This is a genomic window from Francisella-like endosymbiont (assembly GCF_003069505.1).
Taxonomy (GTDB): Bacteria; Pseudomonadota; Gammaproteobacteria; order Francisellales; family Francisellaceae; genus Francisella.
Map to the genome: position 1 here is coordinate 18,231 of NZ_QAPC01000002.1, position 21,356 is coordinate 39,586.

Consider the following 21,356-nt stretch of genomic DNA (forward strand, 5'->3'; position numbering starts at 1 on the left):
TATAAACCATTTTGACAAACAAAATAAACTCTGCTAATCGCATTTGAATATAATTAAGTATATAATTATAAATAAGTTGTCATTTTACAGACTGTAAAAATGAAAAAAAAATAATTATTGTTGCAATTATTAGTATTATCGCAATAATCTCAGGGATTGCTTATTATTTTCATTTTCAAGCTTTACAAGAAGAGCTAGCAGAACAAGCTCAAGAAGAAGCCACTCTTCTAAAGCCAACAAACTATTGTTTGATTACCTATCAAGAATCAGCTGATAATGGCAAAACTTGGCACAAAGTTAATGTTAACAATGGCCAAAAGCCTATGTTTAAAGCACAATGCTGGAAAAGATATATCCAAATTTTAGATGGTTTCGCTATAAGCATTGATGCTGATGGTAAGTGGCTTAGTAAAACTCAAGATGGTAAGATTATTGTTCATCCTTCAATGTATTTTTGCTGATAAACCATTTGAATTGCAAGACAAAGCACCAGTTGCGCAACAAGATACTAACGATAATATAGCTCTTCAATCGCAAAACTAATCACTTTCAGTTATAATTTTTTCGTGATACCTTTTAAAGATTACATTATGAAGCTTAGTCTTATCGCGATACTTAGATTTATCGAGATAATCTTCACACTCAACCAATTTTCCTTCATATAAAAATATCAGACTATTCTTACATTTTAAATCACTTGGATAAATATTTTTTTCTAATCTGATACTAAGATGATAAACGCGTAATATCATCTGATGAAACTATAAATAAATGCTTCTTAACTCATGTAATTCCTATATAAATATAATGTCGTTATTCTTCTATTATTTCAAACATATTTTGGTATTTTTATCACCAAAAAACCACCCTTCTGTAACATCATGAACTACAACATAATCCCATTCTAAACATTTAGCTCGATGCATCGACATAATTTGAATTTGATTATGATTATTTTCATTTTGCTGATTCGATCTAATATAAAGTTGATACAAAAGCTCAATAAATTCTGTCAAGGTATTTTTTTGTCTTTAGCAAAAATAATCATTCCATCAATAATCTGTAGCCTAGATTTACCTGAATGAGTTTCTCCCGAGGCCTTAGAAACTTGTTTTGCTAAATCTAAACTTTGTAATATAAAATCAATTGCTTTATCAGCTTTTTTATGCGCGTTTTATTAAAAATATTAGGCCAATTACTAGATATTTTGATAAGATATTTTTTTGTTTAAATATCTTATCTACAATTTCGCTAAGAGCTTCGATAAAATTTGCAGCTTGAGAAATATCACTAGCAATTTGTATGACTAGTTTTTGCTTAAGGTCTTTTCTAAGATAATCTAATATTGATTAGATAAACTCTATACGCTATTCAAGAGTATGTTTGTCAAAACCATAGTTTTTGTTAAATAATATCAAATATCCATTAAATAGCTTTGAAAAGGTTCTCCTAAAGATATTTTGATCAGCAATGACATTATATGCTAAGTCATGATATAGACAATTTAGCTCAAAAACTGTAGTTGAATTATACTTACGAACCAATATAGCTATATCATTAGCCTTAACACCATTTTGTATTATGCTTTTAGTTTTAGTAAAAGTTTATTACTACTGTCTAAAATACTTATATCGGTAGTTTCGTTTAGTCTAGGATAGGTTATACATAAATTGTTATGGTGTTTTTTATTATTGACAATAATATTATTTGCCATCAACGATATCAGGTCACCATAACAAAAAGTGTATATTGCTTAACATCTTTAAAATCTTTTTCGAAGCCTTCTAACATATAATAAAGTGTCGAGCAAAGCCACTGGTAAATAGTTTGATCGACATCACCAACAGAGCCATAATATAAGTATTTTGTCTAACCAAACAGCGTAAAAAACTGCTGAACTTAGTTTATATCTTGATATTGATCAATAATTATGTACGAATACAAATTTACTTGCTTGGGTAACACTGGCTTTATCTTTTTCAAAAAACTTAGCTGGTAGATATATTATATCATTGTAGGTTATAGCTTTTGGATTTTCACATTCTTGATTAAATTTGTTAAAGATTTGTCTAATAAATTTTTCTCTTTTGAGTTTAAATCTTTTATTTTGTTATTACCCAAAGATAAATCTAATTTTAGTAATGAAATATAGTTTTTAAATGTTTCTATTCGCTCACTATCAATATCTTTGGTTATTTTAAATTCTTTTTGATAAGTTTTTAGTAGTTTAACAATGATAGCATCCACTTCATATTCTTTGAGAATTTTATCAGCTTTGACAAAACCAGCTTTAGCAAAAGCTTGAAGAAAGCTATTGTCCAAGGAGTACATAGTACGAACATTTATAAGCTTGGCAATTTCCGGCTTGAAAACTTTTTAGACGAGTAGCAAAATCAAGCTAGCTGACTTATTATACATCAAAACTAGGATCTTATTCAGAGCTACTTGATTATTAACCAGATACTCAGTTTGTGCTATCAAAGTTTGCGTTTTGCCACTGCCTGCTACCGCTGAAACCAAAGCATGCTTACTTATATCATAATTAATTATTTTTTGCTGTTCTGCTTTATATTGCATTGGTTATTATAATTTTTTGCTCTCGGTTATTTATGTTGAGATTGATCATTAGTAAATAATCTTGACCACATAACCAACTGTCAAAACCGCCTGCTTACAGCTATTAACTATTATTTTCACTAATGCTAGCAGAGTTACACCTATATTAAATAGTTAAAGAAATTAATATTTACTTTTTTATCCTTAATAAATCTAAATGATGCAAATATAAACAATATAAAACCAATCATCATTATATACGAAAACATTGTCCCTATTATTTGTTCATACCATTGTACAAATCTATAAAACAGTACTAGAACTATTGCAGTTAAAATAACTAAAAATAGAAATAAACTCTTTTTCTCTATCTTTTACTACTAAAACTTCTTGTTTTAATATAATGATAATTAACTTATGTTATAATCTTAAGCCAAATTTATAAAAATTTAATGTTAGAAAATTTTCATGACAACAGATCAAAGACTAGAGATTGTTTTAGAAGCTCTCGATAACCTAAAAGGTATTAATATTCAAGTTATAGATGTAGAGCATCTGACGGATATGATGAATAAAATTGTAATTTCTACAGCATCATCAACGACTCATGCAAAAGCTTTAGCAAAAAATTTAGAACAAGAATTAAAAAACAATGAGATTACCATACTAGGTCTTGAAGGTGACAATAAATCTGACTGGGTTTTAGTGGACATCGGTGATATTGTTGTGCATATCATGCTTGAAGAAACTAGAAATTTATATGCTTTAGAAAAGCTATGGGATATCAAACTTACAGATAATTAATCATGAAGCTTGAGCTTTCTTTAGAGCAGTGGTAACAGGTAAAAGATTTTGCTATAAAAAATCTTAATCTATCTTCAATTTCAAAAGCTGACTGTGATCTTTCCTTAATATATTCCTTACTATAACAAATGGCTAGAGAATAATTATCATGCTGATCTTGATTACATAGTAAAACATGGCTCAAAAAGGTTTATCCCTAATGAATTTAGTCCCTGTAACTAATAGCATCATTGTAGCTACATTAAACTATCTTAATCATCCAGTTAATGTCAAAACAAAGGTTAAAAGACTCAGAACAACTAGCAATATTACAGATATTTTTATATATGCTCATGGTAGAGATTATCATAAAGTAATGAAAAAAACTTCAAAAACTAGACGAGTTTATTGATGAATTAACAGGTGGACATCAGTTTAGAGTTTTCACTGATAGAGCTCCTGTTTTAGAGCGTCCACTCGCTGAAAAAGCAGGTCTAGGATGGAAAGGTAGAAGCTCAATGCTGATAAATAAAGTCCAGGGTTCATTTTTTTATCAGAGTGATCTATAGTAATCTTGATTTATCAAATCTACCTAGTTTACCCAAGCACCCAGATTCTTGCGGTAAATGCCAAGCATGTATCAAACTTTGCCCTACTGGTGTAATACAAACTGGGAATATGATTGATTCACGTAAAGTGCATCTCATACTTAACTATAGAGAATAAAGGCACTATACCACTAGAACTTAGAGATAAAATTGACAGACGCATTTATGGTTGTGATGATTGTCAACTAGTCTGCCCTTTTAACAATGCTGCACCTATAACAATATAAAGAGATTTTCAGCAGCGTGATTTTTTGGTAAATAAACCGCTTCTTGAACTACTAATATGATCAACAGCAGATTTTCCAAGGATCAGCCATTAGGAGAAATTGGTTATGCTATGTAGATAAGAAATATTACTATTGCAGTCGTTAACTCACCGTTTAGTCAAGCAAATCTCCAAGCTTTAGAACTAAAAAAATCTAAATTTATTGATAATCAATTGGTTTTAGAACACATTGATTGAGCGATTAACAAACAAAAACTTCTAAGTTACACAGATAAAACATTGTGATTTATAAACCGTTTGTTAGAATTACTAGGAGAAAGTATTCATTATCCAAACAACAGGAGAAACTAAAAAATGAAATTAACTAAGACTTTACTTATAGCCCCACTAGTTGCTGGCGCGTTAATCACTACTTGTTTCGCAGTAACACCAGATATCCAAGATGATGTAAGCTATTCTGTTGGCTACACAATGGGACAAACATTGAAAAATCAAATGGACCAAAACAATATTTCTACAGATAAACAAGAAATGGTTGATGGTCTAAAAGATGGTATAAATGGTAAAAAATCAAAACTAACTCCAGATCAAATGCAAAATGCGATGATTAAATTCCAAAAGCAAGCAATGGCTGCTCAAAAGAAATAGTTAAAGGAGTAAATTTATGTTGGCAAAGAAAAAAATTTTAAAAGCATTGGCTATAGCTGCTATTACAACAAGTTTAGTAGCTTGTTCAGATAGTTCTAGTAATGATAAGTCTTCAGCTACTGCTACTAGCTCTGGCTCTAGTATAGCTACAGCTACTCCTGCTGATAAAACTAATGTTACAGCTAGTGCAAGCTATACTATTGGTTATGGTATGGGTTCTAGCATAGCTGCTGATAAAAATATCAAAGCATTTCAGCTAAACAACGATAAAATTATAACTGGGTTTGAAGATGCTATAAGTGCTAAAAAGCCAGCTATTCCGCTACAGGATATTGCAAATAACATGAACATGCTACACAATAAGATGCAACAGCAAATCAATGAAAAAGCTGTAACTAGCTTTTTAAATGTAAAAGACAGTATCTATGACTCTGATCTAACTCCTAAGTCTTATGTTAAAAACCCTTCTGTAGTTGTTTATGAGTTCTTTGACTATCAGTGCATGTACTGTTCTAAGCTTACTCCTGAAATAGAAAAAATTATGAAAGATAATAGCGATGCTCAAGTAATCTTTACTGAGTTTCCAATATTTGGTCAAAAAGCACCTGCTTCTGAATATGCAGCAGAAGTTGGTACTGCTATTTATAAATTATATAGTGCTGATGCTTACGTCAAATATCACAATGGTATTTTTGCAACAAGTGAAGACGAAGGTAGCTTAAAGAACTCAACTGTTGACAAAGTAGCTAAACAAGCTGGTGCAGATATGGCTAAAGTTAAAAAAGCTATACAAGATGATAAGATTGCAGATCATCTTAAAGCTACGCTAGAAATAGGGTTTGATCAGCTTGGAATCCAAGGTACACCATTCCTAGTCATAGCTCCTGCTAAAGATGCTACAGCTGCTAATACTACTATAATTGGCGGTTACACTGCTGCTGCGGATATCCAAGCTGCGATTAATAAAGCTAAATCTGCGGCTACTGTTGCAACAACTAGTTTTACCAACCAAACTGATGCTAAACAAGCTCAGGAAAACACTAATATAGTTAAAACTGAAGTTCAAGCAGCTTCAGGCAGCATAAATCAACTAGTACAAAACCAAGATGATAGTGTTAAAGCTTAATAGATTATATCCTAATAAAACTTTAACTATCTATTAATATACTGTAAGTTTAATCTTTTTTAAATAGCAACAAGCTGACTTAGTATAAGTTGAAACTTTATTTTTTAGGTTGATAAAACATTTCGACAAGCTTAATGAACTTTTTGATATTAAATCAAGTTATCTGCTAAAATAAACCATTTAAATTAATCATCTAATATATTTATGTTCGAAATTAGAAAAGGTAGTAAATATCTTATTTTCTTTGTGATAATTTTTGTAGCATTACACCATTTAAGATTGATACTTATATCCCTGCTTTTGGCAACATCGCTCATTTCTTTAGTGTAAATGTCAACAAAGTAGCTATTAATGTATCTATATATCTTGTCGGTTTTGGCCTTGGAATGTTTTTTTGGGAGCTCTATCAGATATATTTGGGCATAAGAAAATCCTCCGCTATAGGTATGCCTATATAGTTAGTACCATACTTTGTTCATTGAAACATAGCTTTGACACATTAATAATTAATGTGTTTTTTACAAGGTTTGGGCGACTCTCCCCTGCTGCTATGGCTACAATGGCAGTACTCAAAAATTGCTATGGAAGTCAAAAATTGATGAAAATGATGGCTACAATGATTATTGTGTTCATGCTAGCTCCAATAATTGCACTAATTATTGGTAGTTTGATTGTATATACAACTGGTAGTTGACAGGATATTTTCCATTTTCTAACTATCTATGGAGTTATACTGTTAATCTTAACATTAATAATGCCAGAAACTCACCCATCATACAAACACTCAAAGAATCTAGAGGTAAGTTTTAAGGCTTATTTAAATCATTTCATGAATATTCCTTTTTTAGTTGGGCTTTGACTGGCAGTTTGTGCTTTGGTGCCTTATTTAGTTTTATCACAGTCTCATCAAATTTAATTATCGGTTACTTTAATCTTGGTTATACATAATACTGTATATTAATTTCGCTTTAATATTTGTAGGGTAGTTTTTGCTAGTAATTATATTAGGCAAAAAGTAACTCCACATAACCAAAGAAAATTAATTCTTAATGGCTATTATTTTGCAATTATTACTGTAATAGCAAATATTTTAAACTCATATCTTTTTAGTAATATTTACATTTTTATACTTCTAAATGCTTTAGTAACAATTTGGTTAGCATTTATAAACATAACTACAGCATCAAAAGCTATTGATTTATCAAAATAAGGCTTTGCAACTGGTAATGCTGTGATAAGGCTAGTTAAATTTACAGTTGCTGGGATTGCTGGACTTCTTCTAAGTTTTTATCAATATCAAAACTTATGATTGGTGTACCTACACAACAATTAGGTTTTGTAGTTATTTCGATAAGTTTATTTTTATTGATAAAAAAACAGACTTTTTCCAAATCAGCACAATTAAAAGATTTTCTTGTGAATATGACAATAAGGTAAAGTACCTTTTTTCATATAATAGTTAAAATGATAGTCTTCAGCACCGTAATATGACTTCATTAATTTAATCTCTGTAGCAACTTTGTAGCCCTTTTGTACTAATATTTGTTTTAGATCTTCCGCAACTTGTTTTTGCTTATATCATAGTAGAAAATAGGAGATTTATATTGCTCACCAATATCAGGTCCTTGACGATCAGCTTGTTCAAAATCATGGATCTCAAAGAAATATTTAAAAACTTGTTGTAATGAAACCTTGGCTAGTATCAAATATAACTCTGACAACCTCAAGATAACCAGTATCACCTCCACAGATTTTTTTGTAATCAGGATATGGTTAATCACCACCACAGTAACCTGACTCAGCAAATACTACTCCTAACAGTTTTTTCATATAATATTCAACTCTCTAAAAACACTCTACTGCAACAATAATCTCTTCGGTATTACTAAAATCTTCTATAGGGATGAAATCTACTGAAGCAGAGTTAACACAGTAGTGAATGTTTAACTTAGTATAGCCTTCACCATGAGTCCAAGGTGACCATCACAATTATTACACAAAATCTTATTTCTTCTACCATCGTCATCAGGAAGTTGTTTTACATTATTATCAATATGGATATCATAATTTGGCCAACCACAAGTTGAAATAAACTTTCTATCAGCTCTAAACAGAGGCATACCTCTATTACGACAAATATACAAGCCCTTTTTGATCTAAATTATTATATACTACCTGTAAAAGATCTTTTTGTAGCTTTATTATACTCATGTGGTGTTAAGCTCTTGGTTTTTAGCATCTTACTTACCTTATTACCTTATTACCTTATTAAATAATTGTTAATAATTATAATATACTTTAGAAAAAATATATTCTAATCTACAATATCTAATGTAAATCCCAAGGTCTTTTTTAACAGATTTAAGGAGTTAAAAATGAACCAACTCAAAATCATAAAATTGCTAGCGCTAGCATTATTTATAATAGTAATCTTAGCTGTTGGATATTTTGTTGGTATGATAACATCAATAAATATCCCAAGCTGGTTTATCTATCTAAAGAGCCCGCTCTTTGTCCCACCTAATTGGATATTTACACCAGTATGGACGATCTTATATATTATGATTGCTATATCTAGTTGGTTAATATTTAAACAAGGGCAATTCAAAGAAAAAGCTTTTATAGTCTATGTGATACAGTTAGGACTCAATTTCTTATGGAGTTTGTATTTTTCTGCTGGCATAATATTGATTTAGCTCTATTAGAGATGTCAGTATTATGGATATTTGTTGCCTGGAATATTATAGTATTTAAACAAATGGACAAGCTAGCCGGATATTTACTCATACCTTATCTGTTATGGATAAGCTTTGCTTGGATACTTAACTTTAGTTACGCTGTACTTAATTGATAATATTTTTATCAGCTACTGCTAAATGTAAATAATGCAGATGTATCACTATATCAGCAATTACCTGATCCTTTGAGTAGCTTATAATATCATAATATTGACCACCTTGACCTAATAAAACTTCTACCCTATTATTATAAGCATTGTTATCTGCTTTTGTTTGATACTAAGCATAACACTATATACAAAATCATCGCATGTTTTACCATTTCTAGATTATCTGTCGAAAGATTAGGTGGAGTTAGAAAATGATTTAGTGGCTCAGTAACACCATAAAACATCAAACAGATCTCCATACCTGCAGCAAATAGCATCGTAAACCATGAGAGATTTGTATACTCTTGTAGCTCATGATCTTGACCTAGCTTGATATCTCCAAAACGACTAAACATCAAAACCAAACATAAGCAAACAAAGACACTCATTGCCAAAATATATGCTCAACCAAACTTTTCTAGGATTAAAATTTGGATAATTTGGATATTATAGGCACTAAGATTCCCAATAATGATAATATACTTGCTAAAATAAAACAGCACTTAAAATACCGGTACATAGGCACCTTTTTCTCTTTGCATAAAATATACTCTAACTCTAGAGATTTTTTAGTAATATATTTACCTTAATATTTCTGACTAGTTATAGTAAAAATACACATTAAAGCTATTTAAACACTCCACTAAAAATCATAAAATTATTAGCAAAATTGCTAGCTAATCAATTTAATGAAAAATCTTAGCCAAAAACTCTATAAAGAAATAAAAAAACTTCATAGTTCTAAGGGACGAAAAAAGTCACAATACTATGTCATTGAAGGACTTAGATGTGCTCAAGAAGCACTTAAAAGACTAGCTCAACAACAAATAATCGGAATATTAGTAACTGAGAAAGCTGATAGTCCAAGTTATACTCTAGATAAAAAGTATATTGTTACCGAGAAAGATTTTGAAGCGCTATCTCAAACACAAAATCCACAAGGAATATTAATCTTAGCCGAAAGCCCAAATTTCAAGAGCTTAGCTTTAATGATGACTTTATCCTAGTACTCGATAGAATCCAAGATCCTGGTAATATCGGTACAATTCTACGCACTGCTATAGCTGTAGGCTTAAAAGAAGTAATCTTAAGCAATGGCACTGTTGATGTGTTTAACCCGAAAGCAATCAGAGCTGGTATGGGGCACAATTTAGCCTCAAATTTGGCTATCTTGAAAATCTTGCTGAGCTAAAAAACACCGTAAAATTACAGCAGCGCAAGATATGGCTGACTACGCCACATCAGGGAATATCATGTTATACTAATGAATTTAAACTTGCTAATAGCATGTTAGTTTTTGGGGAAGAAGCTAATGGTATCCAAGATTTTTCTGTAGGTGAAAAACTATGATACCAACACTTAGTGATATAGAATCGCTAAATGTAGCTCAAGCTGCAACGGTCTATTTATTTGAGGGTTTAAGACAAAAACTAATAAATTAGCTTTATTTTTAGTTATATTATTTTTTGAAATAATTATCAGGAAAAATAGGCTTTATAATTTTTTATTAAATCAAATAACTAATATCATCAATCTCAAAACTGTTATATTTATCAAAAATTTCGACTAGTTCTGTAGGTATTTTGGCAGGTCTACCCTTTTGAGCATTTATCATAACCCATAGTGTATCTGCTTTGCATAATAGTGCTTTGTCTGATTTTCTATAGATATGATATTTGCTAAGTGTAGAAATCTTGGTAATACTCTCTATCTATGTAACCACAGCGATATCATCACCTAAGAAACCTTGTGATAGATAATCTATAATATACTTTTTAACAAACCATGTAAGTCCTTGAGACTTTGTCAGTCCAAAGACACCATTAGCCTTGATATGTGCGATAGCTACATCCTGCATCCATTGTAGATAGACGACATTATTTAGATGCTCGTTTGGATCGATATGCTCAGGCAATACTTGAGTAGATAGGACAAAGTATTTTAACTGCTAATTCATTTCTCACCTAAAAATTCAGACAAGTCACTATAATCCCCCTATCTGCTGACCATCTATGAAAATTAATGGTGTAGTTTGTAAATTATATTTTGCTTTGAAGGCATCTGTCTCAGTACGAGTTTTTAGATGATTATCTTCAAAACTCCAGTCTTTTTGTTCAAAAAGCGCCTTCGCCTTTAGACCATTTGGGCAAATTTTCTCTGGTATAACCATGCGATATAAGATTATATTTTCAAATTGATTTGTCATTTTTTTATAACTATAAATACTGTATATTTTAATAATGTTAAGTATACCACCTAAAAATATGAACTCATATACAAAAAAGGATAAGCCATGTGTACAAATGTATTTATAAATAAAAATTATTATAAAATAGAAGCAAGATCTATGGATTTCCTGCTTTTGAAAATGGTTGGGATTATGTAGGAATTGAGAATACTACAAATTTTATTATTGACGCAGACAAGATTCTTATAGAGCAGCTTACAAGCTGGAAGGCTATTTTGATAGATTTGGCTTTGATAGAAGTATTGCAGATGGTTTAAACACAATGACTTTATTTTAGTGTTTTATATCTTGTGATATAACCAAATACCCAACATATGATCCTAAATATACACTCCCAGTCCTTTTTATATATGATATTGGTAATTTTTAATTTTTTATTAGCGATGGTAAAAATGTAACAGAAGCTATAAAGTTTCTATCTGAACATCAGATAGTTAATAGTGTTATCAAACTTAAACATGGTATTTTTATCAAAAATATTCCGCTACATCTCTCTTAGAGATTCACTAGGCAATAGTGCTGTGATAGAGTTTCTTGATGGTGAAATTCAAATATATAAAGAAACTGAAGATGTCTTAACCAATGCCCCTAGCTATAAACTGGCATTTAGAAAATATCAAAGAGTACCAGTTCTATATCTCGTTTTATAAGAGCTTATATACTATCTAAAACTTATGCTTGAGCCAAAATCAAAAGATAAGCGTTTTATCATGCTACATTAATTATTGTAAATGTTTCCGTACCTCCTTACGAAAAATCTATGACTCTCTGGACAACTATAAAAGATCTAAAAAACCTAACTATTGCTTACTGCATATCAAGGGACTGGTTCTATTGGAGTATATGCTATGAGTATAGATAGTGTTATATTACTTATAATTTTAAAGCTATGAATTTTGTAAATATACCACTTCAAGTACAAGGTAGAGGAAAAAAACCGACACCAAACACAGATATTAAACAAATTGTCGAAATGTCTGAAGTTGTTGGCTTACAAAACAATAGACTATAAAATTAAGTTTTCTTTTTGCTTCATCCTAATTAGCATAGGATTGCAGAATAGCTCTTCTCCTAGATAAGCTACCGTGAATATTATATTCTCTAGCTCTACAATCTCCACATATTTTGATAAATTCGTACGCACCACATTTACCCTTATAAGCACTCAAATCACGCATATCTTCTAGCATCTTACTATTTTCCAAATCTCAGCAAAAGATTTTTCTTTGACACTACTAGCACCCATAGGTAGGTAGCTACACGGATAAACATTGCCATCGACATTAAGTAGGCAAATACTTTGTTCTACAATACAACCCTTACTAGCCCCAGTACTAAAACTAAGAGCTCTTGAGCAAACTTTGGCGCCGTTGTGTTTATTACGCTCAAAACGGATACAATAATAATGTGGTGCACAAGTTGGTCGCACGAACATATCCTGCTCATCTGCCTCAATATCGTAGTGCCAGTTGAGAATATCTTGGTAATCATCTAATATCTATTAGCTCCTATATCAGCTCTTCACCATGCCCTGTAGACACACGATCATAAATAGATACCATGCTGTAGCCTCTAGTGATTTAGCAAGTTTATAAACATCTTTAATTTCATGCTGGTTACGTTTGGTAAATGATGAGTTTAAAAAAATGGTATTACCATTTTTTTAAAAAAAAGCGCAGCATTTACAATTGCCTCAAAAGCACCCTTTTGGCTTCTGAAATCATTATGCGTCACTGCTGTAGCACTATCGATACTTAGAGATATAATACTTATGCTTGAGTTTTTGATTTTCTCGTAAATCTCATCAGAGGCATTTTCGATTAGATTTAAACCTTGGGAAATAGTATACTCTTCAATTTGGCAATTTTGTTTTAATGTCAGAAAGTCCATGATAACTAGACCTATATCACTAAATGTATCTCTATAATAGAATAAAACAATATTTACTCTGAATATAAATCAGCTATAAACCCCCGCCTTTATATAAGTTAAACTGATATCTATTATAAAAATCATTAGTATTTATATATATAAAAACTCCTGCAATAATAGTCACATAAACTTAAAGACTAAAAATTCAAAAGGTAATAAAAATGAAAAAATTAGAACTAACAACAACTCTCATAATCACCCTAAATACAATAAGCTTTGATGCTTTTGTCCATCAAGTAAACTCAACAAATAATACTTCATTCCCAACACAAGATTTTATTTTAGCTTAATTGTATTTGCTCAGATTTAAAATTTACCAGTTTGTAAAAAGCAATCTATTTTACTTAGTGTTTCATCATTATGATGAATCTTTCTATGATTTTTATTTAGGATAACCTATAAGCACTATTTATCGCAAAAACAGATGCTACTTCAACCAAATCATCATGATCACTTTTTAGGCAATATTTAGCCAAAAGATTAAATCTTGAATGCTTATGTTGCCAGCAATTAGATGAACTGGAATCCTAGCTGCAACTTTATTACAAATCTCAAATTAGTCATCAGTTACTTTTAGTTCTTTATTTGGTTTTAGTATCTTGGAATAAAACGAAACTCCATCTCCAAAATCAGCAAATTTTGAGCCTGTAAATGGTATCGCTAATAAATACACATTCATCAATATTTTCAAGCTGTAGCTTATCTATACACTTACAAACTAATATACCAACCCAAAACTATACGCTATAAAGGTATAGACTTTGTCTTTGGGATGTTTTGTATAACTTGGCAAAGTTTAGTAACTGCGACATCGATAGTTACAAAAGTAGTTGGCAAATCCACAGCATAATATCATCATAATTTTTTTAAAGGACTCGCTAAACTTTGCCATTTTCGATAAAACCATGACTAGAACTATAACTTTATCTTTGTTCATATATCTGTATTTTTAATAAATTAAAACCAAATCATTTTATATTATCTTTTAAGATAATATTCAGCTCATCAAAAGTTAGATAGTCATTATATAGATCTTTAGCAATCCAATCTAACAGACCAAGATCTGTTACTGTGATACTCTCAGCTAGAGCAAAACTTGCTGTAGCTAAGATAACCAGCTGGCGACTCCATCATACAGCCAACCATAAAGGTATTCCGGCATTATCAACTAATCTTTTAATTTTCTGTGCCTCTAAGGATACCATCTTTTAGCAAGCTTAATATTAAACTCACTCAGAATGATACGCTCAGCATCTTTAACATCAAATACTGACTCATCTGCCACTATGGCAATATTACTAAATTTAGTAATCTCAAGCATTACAGCAATATCATAATACTTAATAGGCTGTTCAATTATCTCAACATTTAGGCTATATTTATTTAACTCTTCGATAAACTGTTTTGTCTACGAAATATTCTAGCCCTGATTAACATCAAACCTAAATTTGATATTTTTGCTAAACTCACTATCAAGAGCTTTAAATAATTGTATGTCTCTATTAAAATCTGCACCAGTTTTGACTTTGATAGCTGTGAAGTTAGCTTCAATTCCATTTTGAATATTGGTAATAGTCTCAAGAAACTGTGCCACAACTTATAGAGACATCGGTTTCTATAATATTATTTTTGCTCCAAGGAGCTTATAGCTACCGGGATATTTTTTTCTTAGCCAGCAAATCATCAAAGTATTTTAGCCACGATTAGACTTACCTTGAGTACCTATCAAAAAGCCAAGTAATGCCATAACCACCACTATAGAAACCAAACTTTTAGATATACACTTGCCAAAATTGGCACACCTATTATACCACAAATATTAGCTAAGGAAGCTATTGAACACATTACTAAATTTAATCTAAAAATTTTGGCTATTATCATCATTAGTATAGCATGAATAACAAGTACCATAACCCCACAAACAATATATATCAGTAATTGAGAAAAACCTTTGAAACTTGAACCTGAAGCTATGATAAAATGCTACCAAAAAGTACAAGAATATACTCGCAATAATGCTATCACTTCTAACCTTAGGAATTGGCTTCATAACTCCTAAAAAGCCAAACAATGTCACCAACAGTATTGTCCATATCTTAGCTGAAATTAGCTCAGTTGCTGGTAGATAGCTAGAGAGTATCGTTTGCGATATCTGTAGCGGCAAAAACCACTGCAATCAACAAAAATATCCCAATAAAATTAATCTCACTCTTAATATGATAAGAATTATTAATATAAACATTACCGATATGCTCTTCGATACAACCTGCTTTTGTCCATTTATTAAAGATATTTGCTCCGTGATATTAGTGCAAATAAAAATGTAAACCAAATAGAGTAACTAATCAAGTCTGTTAAAAGTATATAGCGCATTTGATTATCAGTAGTAGCTAATGCCTCTTGATAGCAACCATATTACCAGTACCATCTATCCAACTAACTGATAATACCGATAAACCTTTCCAAGTATCTGGGAATATATATCTTCCAATAGTTAGATACATTATCACAAATGCAATCATGATACTTATGCTTGCGCCCAAGCATAATCACCATGCGGATATCACAGCGAATTAGCATCAAAAATAGCATAATCGGTAATATTAAATCTTGTAGTTGTGATCTTGTCTAAATTATCTCGGTCGATTTAGTATTCCAAAAGCCACAAGCTAATAACAATACAATTACAAAATAATAATCACAATAGCTGGAAAATATTCAAATAATTTTGACTTAGATTTACTTGAAATCAATACGATTATAAAATATAAGATAGTGAAATAATTATCATAGTTATACTCTTTGGTAGGAAAAAGTTGTTTTATTATAATATTAATTTTAGTCTTTTAGAAAATTATCAATATCTGGGATTAAATCTTCTGGAATAGTTTTAGGTGCATATCTTACGACAGTTTCACCATCTTTTGATATCAAAAACTTAGTGAAATTCCATTTGATCCTTTCTGTACCAAGCACGCCTTTTGCTCTTTCTTTGAGATACTCGAATAATGGCTCAGCATCTTTACCATTTACTTTAGTTTTTTTCATAATTGGAAATGTGACATTATAGTTAGTTTCACAAAAGTTTTTAATCTCTTCATCACTACCAGGCTCTTGACCACCAAATGAATTACAAGGAAATGCTACAATCTCTAAATCTGGATATATTTTATGCAGATGTTGTAAACCACGATACTGCTTAGTAAAGCCACACTTACTTGCAACATTAACTATCAAAAGTACTTTATCTTTTGGTAGATTATATTCTGAACCATCATTCGCAGTTAGCTTAAAATCATAAATAGACATGTTATCTTTACCTCTTATATACTTTTTATTAAAAACTTTGATCTGCTGGTTGTAAATTTTTTCTATTTAGAAGATCAAAAACCTCAGCAACTAAATTTGGAGAAACATCACACTGTATCGCAAACGATGTGCGTGTATTTGCTAGTGATTGATCTTTAAATGGATCATAATTTGGTAAATTTTGCTTTTTCTCAAGCTTTAACATTTTATCTCTCAAGCCACGACGCTCAGCAATTAGTTGTATAATTTGCTGATCAGCATTCATAATTTTAGTCCTATAGCACTCTACCGAAGGCTTAGTGGCATTATTTTGTGCCATCGCAAATGATGAACTATAAAAAGCAAGGCAAAGTGCCATTATAAGGTATTTTTTCATATATTCAGTTTTTAAGCTCTAGTTTTAAAATAATATTTAATAATATAATGTTTTATAAAAATTTTTAAAACCCCATAATAGTATAAAAAACAAATAAATTTTACTATGTTGTTTAAAAACAAAAAATCTACTGACACATTCGAACTCGAAAATAATAACCAAGATACCACTAGTGCTATCATCAAACCCAAGCTGTGGAAATTATTTAACTGGTTAATATTTTGTGCCTTTATACTAGTTTTAAGCTCTTATCTAAATGCGCAAATATTTTTATTAGCTTTTACTTTTGTGATTTTAGTTGCCTTAGCTATCAAGCTGTATCTAATGAATAAACTACCACCATTAAACTTTAGAATTTATATTGTAGTTTTTCTACTAATTTTTATTTTATGTGAATATAATTACTTAGAGATTGTCTATTTTAAATCATTTAAAATTAGCAATATAAACTATCAGCGTTTACTTACAAACCTAGGGATTTTTATTGGTGCATTATGCAATATTGTTTTTACTACAAAAATCCAAGTTGCTCCACAACTGTTTTTTAGTGAAGATTTCATTCAATGGGTTGCTAACTATATTAATAAAACACCTCAAAAAGCTCTTATATATCTTGATGGCGTATATTTTGTAATATTTAGCTATGTCGTACCAGTGATTATCAATTTTATCTACGCGATGCTGATAGGTGTAATAGTTGTAAGAATCAAACAGCTTATAATAAGATCATAGTACTTCAGCTTTAGCAAAAGATTTTAGCTTTGCTATTATTTTTTGTTTGTTATCATTATTAATAAAAAGCAGCTATTGAAGTATTTAAATTCATAATAACTATATTTGCAAAAGAGAGAATATTTTTAGGCATTATCTATCAAAATTTTTCGATGAAAACTCATTATAGAACCACTCTAAAAGCTCATCTAGCGTATACTTTGAAAGTTTAATATTATGTTAGCAGCAAGTTCGATAATAGTATCTACACGCAAACTGCCATCAAGATGGTTATTAAAACAACTTTTGGTATCAAAAAATATTATCTATCATCGTATCTCTTTTAAAATTAAAAAATGACTACCAACACTTTGTTTGCATTTGATAGCTTATTCAAGTATTAATTTAGCTAGCTTAACTATTTTTCTATAAGCTTCAAGTTTATAGTAATAGTTTGCTAATACTGTGTCCGTACTTTATTGATTGTTCTAATAGTTGTAGCTGCTGATATGCTTTACTAAGTCCTGCTTGGCTTCTGACCAAACCAACATTATCCCACATTAGTTGGCGTATCTGATTTAGTTGTTGTAAATAATCACTACTTGAGTTAAATAATTTTAGTTTTTGATTACACTCAATAAAGCTATCATCTATATTAGCTAAAATCTCCTTACTAGCTGCTAAAGCATAGACAATACACTCTAATAATGAGCTATTTGCTAACCCATTAACACCATGTAAGACAATACAGACAACCTCACCTACAGTATACAAACTAGCAATACTAGTCTGAGAATTATTATCTACACTAATACCGCCATAACTATAGTATAAAGCTGGAGAGACTGGGATTCTATTATTAGCTGGATTGATATTATTATCAAATAATTTCTCATAAATATATGGAAATTTTTGCTGCCATTGACTTGTATTTAAATGTGTCGCATTAAGGTAAATATCTCTACCAACCTGCACATTTATATATATCTGTCTAACAACACAATATCTCTACGAGCTAAATCTTGCAGCTAATGAACTGACTTCATAATTCTGATACCTTTTAGTCTCTAGCACAGCACCACTGCCACGGATAGCTTCTGAGATCAAAATAAGTACTCCATTTTGAGCAAAAAAATAAGTAGGATGAAATTGAATAAACTCTAGATTCTCAAGCTGGCAACCAATATCATAAACTATAATCATCACACTACCACTACTCAGCTGTAGCATTAGTTACATACTTATATAATCCTGAGGCACCACCTGAAGCAGGTATGACTTTTTTGTAATAAATTTAGTAATTTGATATTTACTATCATAACTATACAGCCTGATACAGTTATTATCTTTTTTATTAACTCTATACTATAACATTATGTTCGGTATAAATATTGATATTTTTAAAGTTATTAAGGTTCTTATATAAGCTTGTAATAACTGCTCTACTAGGATAGTCTTTGATATGTTTAATAATTGCCTCAACAGAAATAAAATTAACGCCAGTTTTAGCCATAACAACTATAGATTTACTGTCTATATCTCTAGAGACTTCTAATGCTACTTTACTTCTAGCGACACTCACAGCTATATCAATATCTGCACTGCTAAAATTATCAAGCATTACAATACCTACTCTAGTAGCTATCGCTTGGTTTAATTCATCTAAGTTTGTAACTTCGACTTCAACAACTTTACTACTATCTGATTTTTTTGCCTTAGCAACAGCTTTGGCAATACAACCAGCTGAGGGAATATGATTTTCTTTGATTAAATAAGTATCAAATAAACCAATACAATGATTAAAACCAATCACCACACCTAACCGCATATTTTTGTGCTAAGCGAAATCCTGGGATAGTATTGCATGTATCAAGTAGCTTTGTCTTATATTGAGAAATTAATTTGACTAATTTATTTGCCGCTGTAGCAGTAGCAGAAAGCATTTGGATAAAATTTAACATCGTTCTTTCTGCTGTTAAGATGTTTCGAGCATTATCCTTAAGTTCAAAAATTTTTGCATTAGCTGGTACTCTTTGAGCATTATTTATATAACCAAGTTATCTATATACTTTTATCAAACTGATTAATTACTTCATTAGCAAAATCTTGATCATATAAGATCATATCTTCTCTAGTGATACAAAATGCTGTAGTATCAACATTTTCAGCTAGCTGTGTGTAATATCTCCACAGTTGCTATATCTTCTGCTAAAGACTCTCTAACTAACCTTGTGATAACACTATCGGGAATTTTACTAATTTGATTAGTATTTAACATCACATCAGACATATTATTTCCTAAAAATTTATCATTCCGTTTAATAGAGTAAGCACCCCCTCTTTATCAAAAAATATATCATTAGTCTGATTGATTAAGCATTCTTTTAAATTTTTAAGCTGATTTAGTCTCATCCATCGACATCATGGATATTTGTAAATGATTGACAATTTGCGCCACAACCAGCAGTAGGTGCTGGAATAAACTCTCTATGTGGCGATAGCTGTTTCATTTTATATGAATACACCAGTATCTATAGCAACAATAAATTTTGTATTGTTAAGCTTTTGGCTTGCTGCTATTAATTGAGATGTTGAACCAACTGTATCAGCTCTGTTGATAATCTCTGCCGTAGATTCAGGATGTACTAAAACTGCAGTATCTGGATGCTCAAGCATTAAATCATCTAGAGCTTGAACTTTAAACTCTTCATGCACAATACAACTACCATTATACAGTAGCATATCCGCACCAGTTTGCTTAGCAATCCAATCACCAAAAAAATCTATCTGGCTCCCAAAGAATCTTTTTACCTTACTTATGCAAATAAGAACAAATCTCCAAAGCATTTGAAGAAGTAACAGTCCAATCAGCTAAGGCTTTAATCTCTGCGAAAATATTGACATATACAACTACTTCTCTCTATCAGGCTGAGCCGCTATAAATCTTTCAAATTCACTATTATTACAACTTAAATCTAATAACCATTCTGCTTCCAAAGTTGGCATTAGTACTTTTTTTTCAGGACTAAGAACCTTTGCAGAATCACCTATAAACCTAACACCTGCAACTACTAGTAGAGTATCACAGTTACTTTATAAACCAAACTTAGCCATAGCAAGCGAATCACCGACGAACCCATCAGTTTTCTAAGCTAGTTCTTGAATTTCTGCATCAACATAATATTGTACTACCAAACAAGCATTATTCCGTTCTAATAACTCTTGAATTTCCTGCATATATTTTTGTTTTTCAGTATCTTTTATTTTCAAATAGGTAGATTTTGTCTAGCTTGTGATATTTTATCTTTTATAAGTTTTTGATTTAACATCCAAATATTCTCCTTAGTTTTTAACTTTGGATATTTTCTTCGAAATATTTACATAATTGTTCTAATGACTGACTAAAATCATAATTAACCAACTGACAATCATATCCATCAGCATGCGAAATTTCTGATTGTGCTTGCTCCATACGATAATCCATAGTTTCTTTAGAATCTGTATTTCTTTTTTCTAAACGTTTTCTTAACTCATCTAATGATGGTGGTAATATAAACATACTCTTAGCTCTATCACCATAAATAGCGCGTGTCTGTTGCGCACCTTGCCAGTCAATCTCAAGGATAATATTCTTACCAGCTGCAAGTAATCTATCAATCTCAGCCTTTGATGTACCATAATAGTTTTTGAAAACTTTAGCATATTCGATAAATCCATCTTGACTAAGCAATTGTTCAAATTCAGCGATTGTCACAAAATAATACTCTCTACCATTAATCTCGCCAGCACGAGGCTCTCTAGTAGTATGAGATGTTGCTACAGCAAAGTTCTCTTTGCCTACTTTAGTGGCTAAAAAAGCTTTTAATAAAGAACTTTTACCAGCACCAGATGGCGCAGAAACTATAAAGATATAGTTACTCATTTGTAAAAATTATAATTAAATAGT

General features: G+C 30.7%; 16 protein-coding genes and 14 pseudogenes. 11 read left to right on the plus strand and 19 right to left on the minus strand.

Annotated features, from left to right (window positions below; translation table 11 throughout):
• Positions 1-71 precede the first annotated feature (71 nt).
• Positions 72-543, plus strand: a pseudogene (locus C9379_RS04110) (hypothetical protein).
• On the opposite strand, the pseudogene C9379_RS08775 reads toward C9379_RS04110, so the two are convergent.
• Together C9379_RS08775 and C9379_RS04130 are read right to left on the minus strand one after the other, a co-directional pair.
• A pseudogene (locus C9379_RS08775) lies at positions 540-2,577 on the minus strand (UvrD-helicase domain-containing protein). The pseudogenes C9379_RS04110 and C9379_RS08775 sit on opposite strands and share 4 nt — an antisense overlap.
• 26 nt (positions 2,578-2,603) lie before the next feature.
• Positions 2,604-2,927 (minus strand): annotated as a pseudogene (locus C9379_RS04130) (hypothetical protein).
• 97 nt (positions 2,928-3,024) lie between these two features.
• Between C9379_RS04130 and rsfS the strand changes: the two are divergent.
• The 4 genes and pseudogenes from rsfS (at position 3,025) to C9379_RS04150 (ending at position 5,947) form a co-directional block, all read left to right on the plus strand.
• A complete protein-coding gene (rsfS, locus tag C9379_RS04135; RefSeq protein WP_143384701.1) occupies positions 3,025-3,360 on the plus strand; it encodes a ribosome silencing factor in 336 nt (111 codons plus the stop codon).
• Positions 3,361-3,413: 53 nt separating this feature from the next.
• Positions 3,414-4,410 (plus strand): annotated as a pseudogene (gene queG / locus C9379_RS04140) (tRNA epoxyqueuosine(34) reductase QueG).
• A 117-nt stretch (positions 4,411-4,527) separates the two neighbouring features.
• The gene (gene fipA, locus C9379_RS04145) at positions 4,528-4,821 is read left to right on the plus strand and encodes an infectivity potentiator lipoprotein FipA (protein ID WP_143384700.1); all 294 of its coding nucleotides are present in this window, start codon (positions 4,528-4,530) and stop codon (positions 4,819-4,821) included.
• Between the two features lie 19 nt (positions 4,822-4,840).
• Positions 4,841-5,947, plus strand: coding sequence for a thioredoxin domain-containing protein (locus tag C9379_RS04150; RefSeq protein ID WP_143384724.1), 1,107 nt, complete (start codon positions 4,841-4,843; stop codon positions 5,945-5,947).
• 1,401 nt (positions 5,948-7,348) lie between these two features.
• Here C9379_RS04150 and C9379_RS04155 read toward each other — a convergent pair.
• Positions 7,349-8,186 (minus strand): annotated as a pseudogene (locus tag C9379_RS04155) (bifunctional methionine sulfoxide reductase B/A protein).
• A 136-nt stretch (positions 8,187-8,322) separates the two neighbouring features.
• Here C9379_RS04155 and C9379_RS04160 point away from each other — a divergent pair.
• Positions 8,323-8,798, plus strand: a pseudogene (locus C9379_RS04160) (TspO/MBR family protein).
• 191 nt (positions 8,799-8,989) lie between these two features.
• Here the strand turns inward: C9379_RS04160 and C9379_RS08780 are convergent.
• Positions 8,990-9,376: pseudogene (locus C9379_RS08780) on the minus strand (BCCT family transporter); the annotation flags it as partial.
• Between the two features lie 147 nt (positions 9,377-9,523).
• On the opposite strand from C9379_RS08780, the pseudogene C9379_RS04170 reads away from it, so the two are divergent.
• A pseudogene (locus tag C9379_RS04170) lies at positions 9,524-10,276 on the plus strand (TrmH family RNA methyltransferase).
• Between the two features lie 65 nt (positions 10,277-10,341).
• On the opposite strand, the pseudogene C9379_RS04175 reads toward C9379_RS04170, so the two are convergent.
• Positions 10,342-10,749: pseudogene (locus C9379_RS04175) on the minus strand (acyl-CoA thioesterase).
• Between the two features lie 38 nt (positions 10,750-10,787).
• Positions 10,788-11,040 (minus strand): annotated as a pseudogene (locus C9379_RS04180) (thioredoxin domain-containing protein).
• 563 nt (positions 11,041-11,603) lie between these two features.
• Between C9379_RS04180 and C9379_RS04185 the strand changes: the two are divergent.
• Positions 11,604-11,732, plus strand: coding sequence for a hypothetical protein (locus C9379_RS04185; protein WP_343377530.1), 129 nt, complete (start codon positions 11,604-11,606; stop codon positions 11,730-11,732).
• Between the two features lie 239 nt (positions 11,733-11,971).
• Positions 11,972-12,094: a hypothetical protein gene (locus C9379_RS04190; RefSeq protein WP_318263275.1), complete on the plus strand. Its 123-nt coding sequence runs from the start codon at positions 11,972-11,974 to the stop codon at positions 12,092-12,094.
• Between the two features lie 171 nt (positions 12,095-12,265).
• On the opposite strand, the gene C9379_RS04195 is transcribed toward C9379_RS04190, so the two are convergent.
• Positions 12,266-12,517 carry an SPASM domain-containing protein gene (locus tag C9379_RS04195; RefSeq protein WP_318263273.1) on the minus strand — a complete coding sequence of 84 codons (252 nt, stop codon included), beginning with the start codon at positions 12,515-12,517 and terminating at the stop codon, positions 12,266-12,268.
• Between the two features lie 203 nt (positions 12,518-12,720).
• Complete coding sequence (locus C9379_RS04200; RefSeq protein ID WP_318263286.1) at positions 12,721-12,972, minus strand: hypothetical protein; 252 nt, start codon at positions 12,970-12,972, stop codon at positions 12,721-12,723.
• Positions 12,973-13,175: 203 nt separating this feature from the next.
• On the opposite strand from C9379_RS04200, the gene C9379_RS04205 reads away from it, so the two are divergent.
• Entirely contained in the window at positions 13,176-13,304 is a 129-nt protein-coding gene (locus C9379_RS04205; protein ID WP_318263272.1) for a hypothetical protein, read from the plus strand.
• Positions 13,305-13,320: 16 nt separating this feature from the next.
• Here the strand turns inward: C9379_RS04205 and C9379_RS04210 are convergent.
• The 7 genes and pseudogenes from C9379_RS04210 to C9379_RS04235 form a co-directional block, all read right to left on the minus strand.
• Positions 13,321-13,951: pseudogene (locus C9379_RS04210) on the minus strand (hypothetical protein).
• 255 nt (positions 13,952-14,206) lie between these two features.
• Positions 14,207-14,335: a hypothetical protein gene (locus C9379_RS08785; RefSeq protein WP_425536920.1), complete on the minus strand. Its 129-nt coding sequence runs from the start codon at positions 14,333-14,335 to the stop codon at positions 14,207-14,209.
• Between the two features lie 99 nt (positions 14,336-14,434).
• Positions 14,435-14,608 (minus strand): beta/alpha barrel domain-containing protein, encoded by a 174-nt coding sequence (locus C9379_RS08790; protein WP_425536921.1) that lies wholly within the window; start codon positions 14,606-14,608, stop codon positions 14,435-14,437.
• Between the two features lie 161 nt (positions 14,609-14,769).
• Entirely contained in the window at positions 14,770-14,991 is a 222-nt protein-coding gene (locus C9379_RS04220) for a DUF819 family protein (protein ID WP_343377544.1), read from the minus strand.
• Between the two features lie 413 nt (positions 14,992-15,404).
• Complete coding sequence (locus tag C9379_RS04225) at positions 15,405-15,536, minus strand: DUF819 family protein (protein WP_318263271.1); 132 nt, start codon at positions 15,534-15,536, stop codon at positions 15,405-15,407.
• 316 nt (positions 15,537-15,852) lie between these two features.
• A complete protein-coding gene (locus C9379_RS04230) occupies positions 15,853-16,323 on the minus strand; it encodes a glutathione peroxidase (protein WP_143384699.1) in 471 nt (156 codons plus the stop codon).
• Between the two features lie 28 nt (positions 16,324-16,351).
• A complete protein-coding gene (locus tag C9379_RS04235; RefSeq protein WP_143384698.1) occupies positions 16,352-16,699 on the minus strand; it encodes a chorismate mutase in 348 nt (115 codons plus the stop codon).
• 105 nt (positions 16,700-16,804) lie between these two features.
• Here C9379_RS04235 and C9379_RS04240 point away from each other — a divergent pair, with 105 nt between their 5' ends.
• On the plus strand, positions 16,805-17,431 hold the full coding sequence (locus C9379_RS04240) for a hypothetical protein (protein ID WP_143384697.1): 627 nt from the start codon (positions 16,805-16,807) through the stop codon (positions 17,429-17,431).
• A 420-nt stretch (positions 17,432-17,851) separates the two neighbouring features.
• On the opposite strand, the pseudogene C9379_RS04245 reads toward C9379_RS04240, so the two are convergent.
• The 4 genes and pseudogenes from C9379_RS04245 to gmk all read right to left on the minus strand — a co-directional run bounded on the left by C9379_RS04245 (position 17,852) and on the right by gmk (position 21,332).
• Positions 17,852-18,640: pseudogene (locus C9379_RS04245) on the minus strand (FAD-binding protein).
• Between the two features lie 226 nt (positions 18,641-18,866).
• Positions 18,867-19,700: pseudogene (gene nadC / locus C9379_RS04250) on the minus strand (carboxylating nicotinate-nucleotide diphosphorylase); the annotation flags it as partial.
• Between the two features lie 8 nt (positions 19,701-19,708).
• Positions 19,709-20,739: pseudogene (gene nadA / locus C9379_RS04255) on the minus strand (quinolinate synthase NadA).
• Between the two features lie 20 nt (positions 20,740-20,759).
• Positions 20,760-21,332 carry a guanylate kinase gene (gene gmk, locus C9379_RS04260; protein WP_143384694.1) on the minus strand — a complete coding sequence of 191 codons (573 nt, stop codon included), beginning with the start codon at positions 21,330-21,332 and terminating at the stop codon, positions 20,760-20,762.
• Positions 21,333-21,356 lie beyond the last annotated feature (24 nt).

Excerpts from the sequence above, each read along its gene's own strand:
- rsfS (WP_143384701.1), top strand. The coding sequence starts at position 3,025 with ATGACAACAGATCAAAGACTAGAGATTGTTTTAGAAGCTCTCGATAAC.
- fipA (WP_143384700.1), top strand. The coding sequence starts at position 4,528 with ATGAAATTAACTAAGACTTTACTTATAGCCCCACTAGTTGCTGGCGCG.
- C9379_RS04190 (WP_318263275.1), top strand. The coding sequence starts at position 11,972 with ATGAATTTTGTAAATATACCACTTCAAGTACAAGGTAGAGGAAAAAAA.
- C9379_RS04195 (WP_318263273.1), bottom strand. The coding sequence starts at position 12,517 with ATGTTCGTGCGACCAACTTGTGCACCACATTATTATTGTATCCGTTTT.
- C9379_RS04200 (WP_318263286.1), bottom strand. The coding sequence starts at position 12,972 with ATGGACTTTCTGACATTAAAACAAAATTGCCAAATTGAAGAGTATACT.
- C9379_RS04205 (WP_318263272.1), top strand. The coding sequence starts at position 13,176 with ATGAAAAAATTAGAACTAACAACAACTCTCATAATCACCCTAAATACA.
- C9379_RS08785 (WP_425536920.1), bottom strand. The coding sequence starts at position 14,335 with ATGCTTGAGATTACTAAATTTAGTAATATTGCCATAGTGGCAGATGAG.
- C9379_RS04225 (WP_318263271.1), bottom strand. The coding sequence starts at position 15,536 with ATGATTGCATTTGTGATAATGTATCTAACTATTGGAAGATATATATTC.
- C9379_RS04230 (WP_143384699.1), bottom strand. The coding sequence starts at position 16,323 with ATGTCTATTTATGATTTTAAGCTAACTGCGAATGATGGTTCAGAATAT.
- C9379_RS04235 (WP_143384698.1), bottom strand. The coding sequence starts at position 16,699 with ATGAAAAAATACCTTATAATGGCACTTTGCCTTGCTTTTTATAGTTCA.
- C9379_RS04240 (WP_143384697.1), top strand. The coding sequence starts at position 16,805 with ATGTTGTTTAAAAACAAAAAATCTACTGACACATTCGAACTCGAAAAT.
- gmk (WP_143384694.1), bottom strand. The coding sequence starts at position 21,332 with ATGAGTAACTATATCTTTATAGTTTCTGCGCCATCTGGTGCTGGTAAA.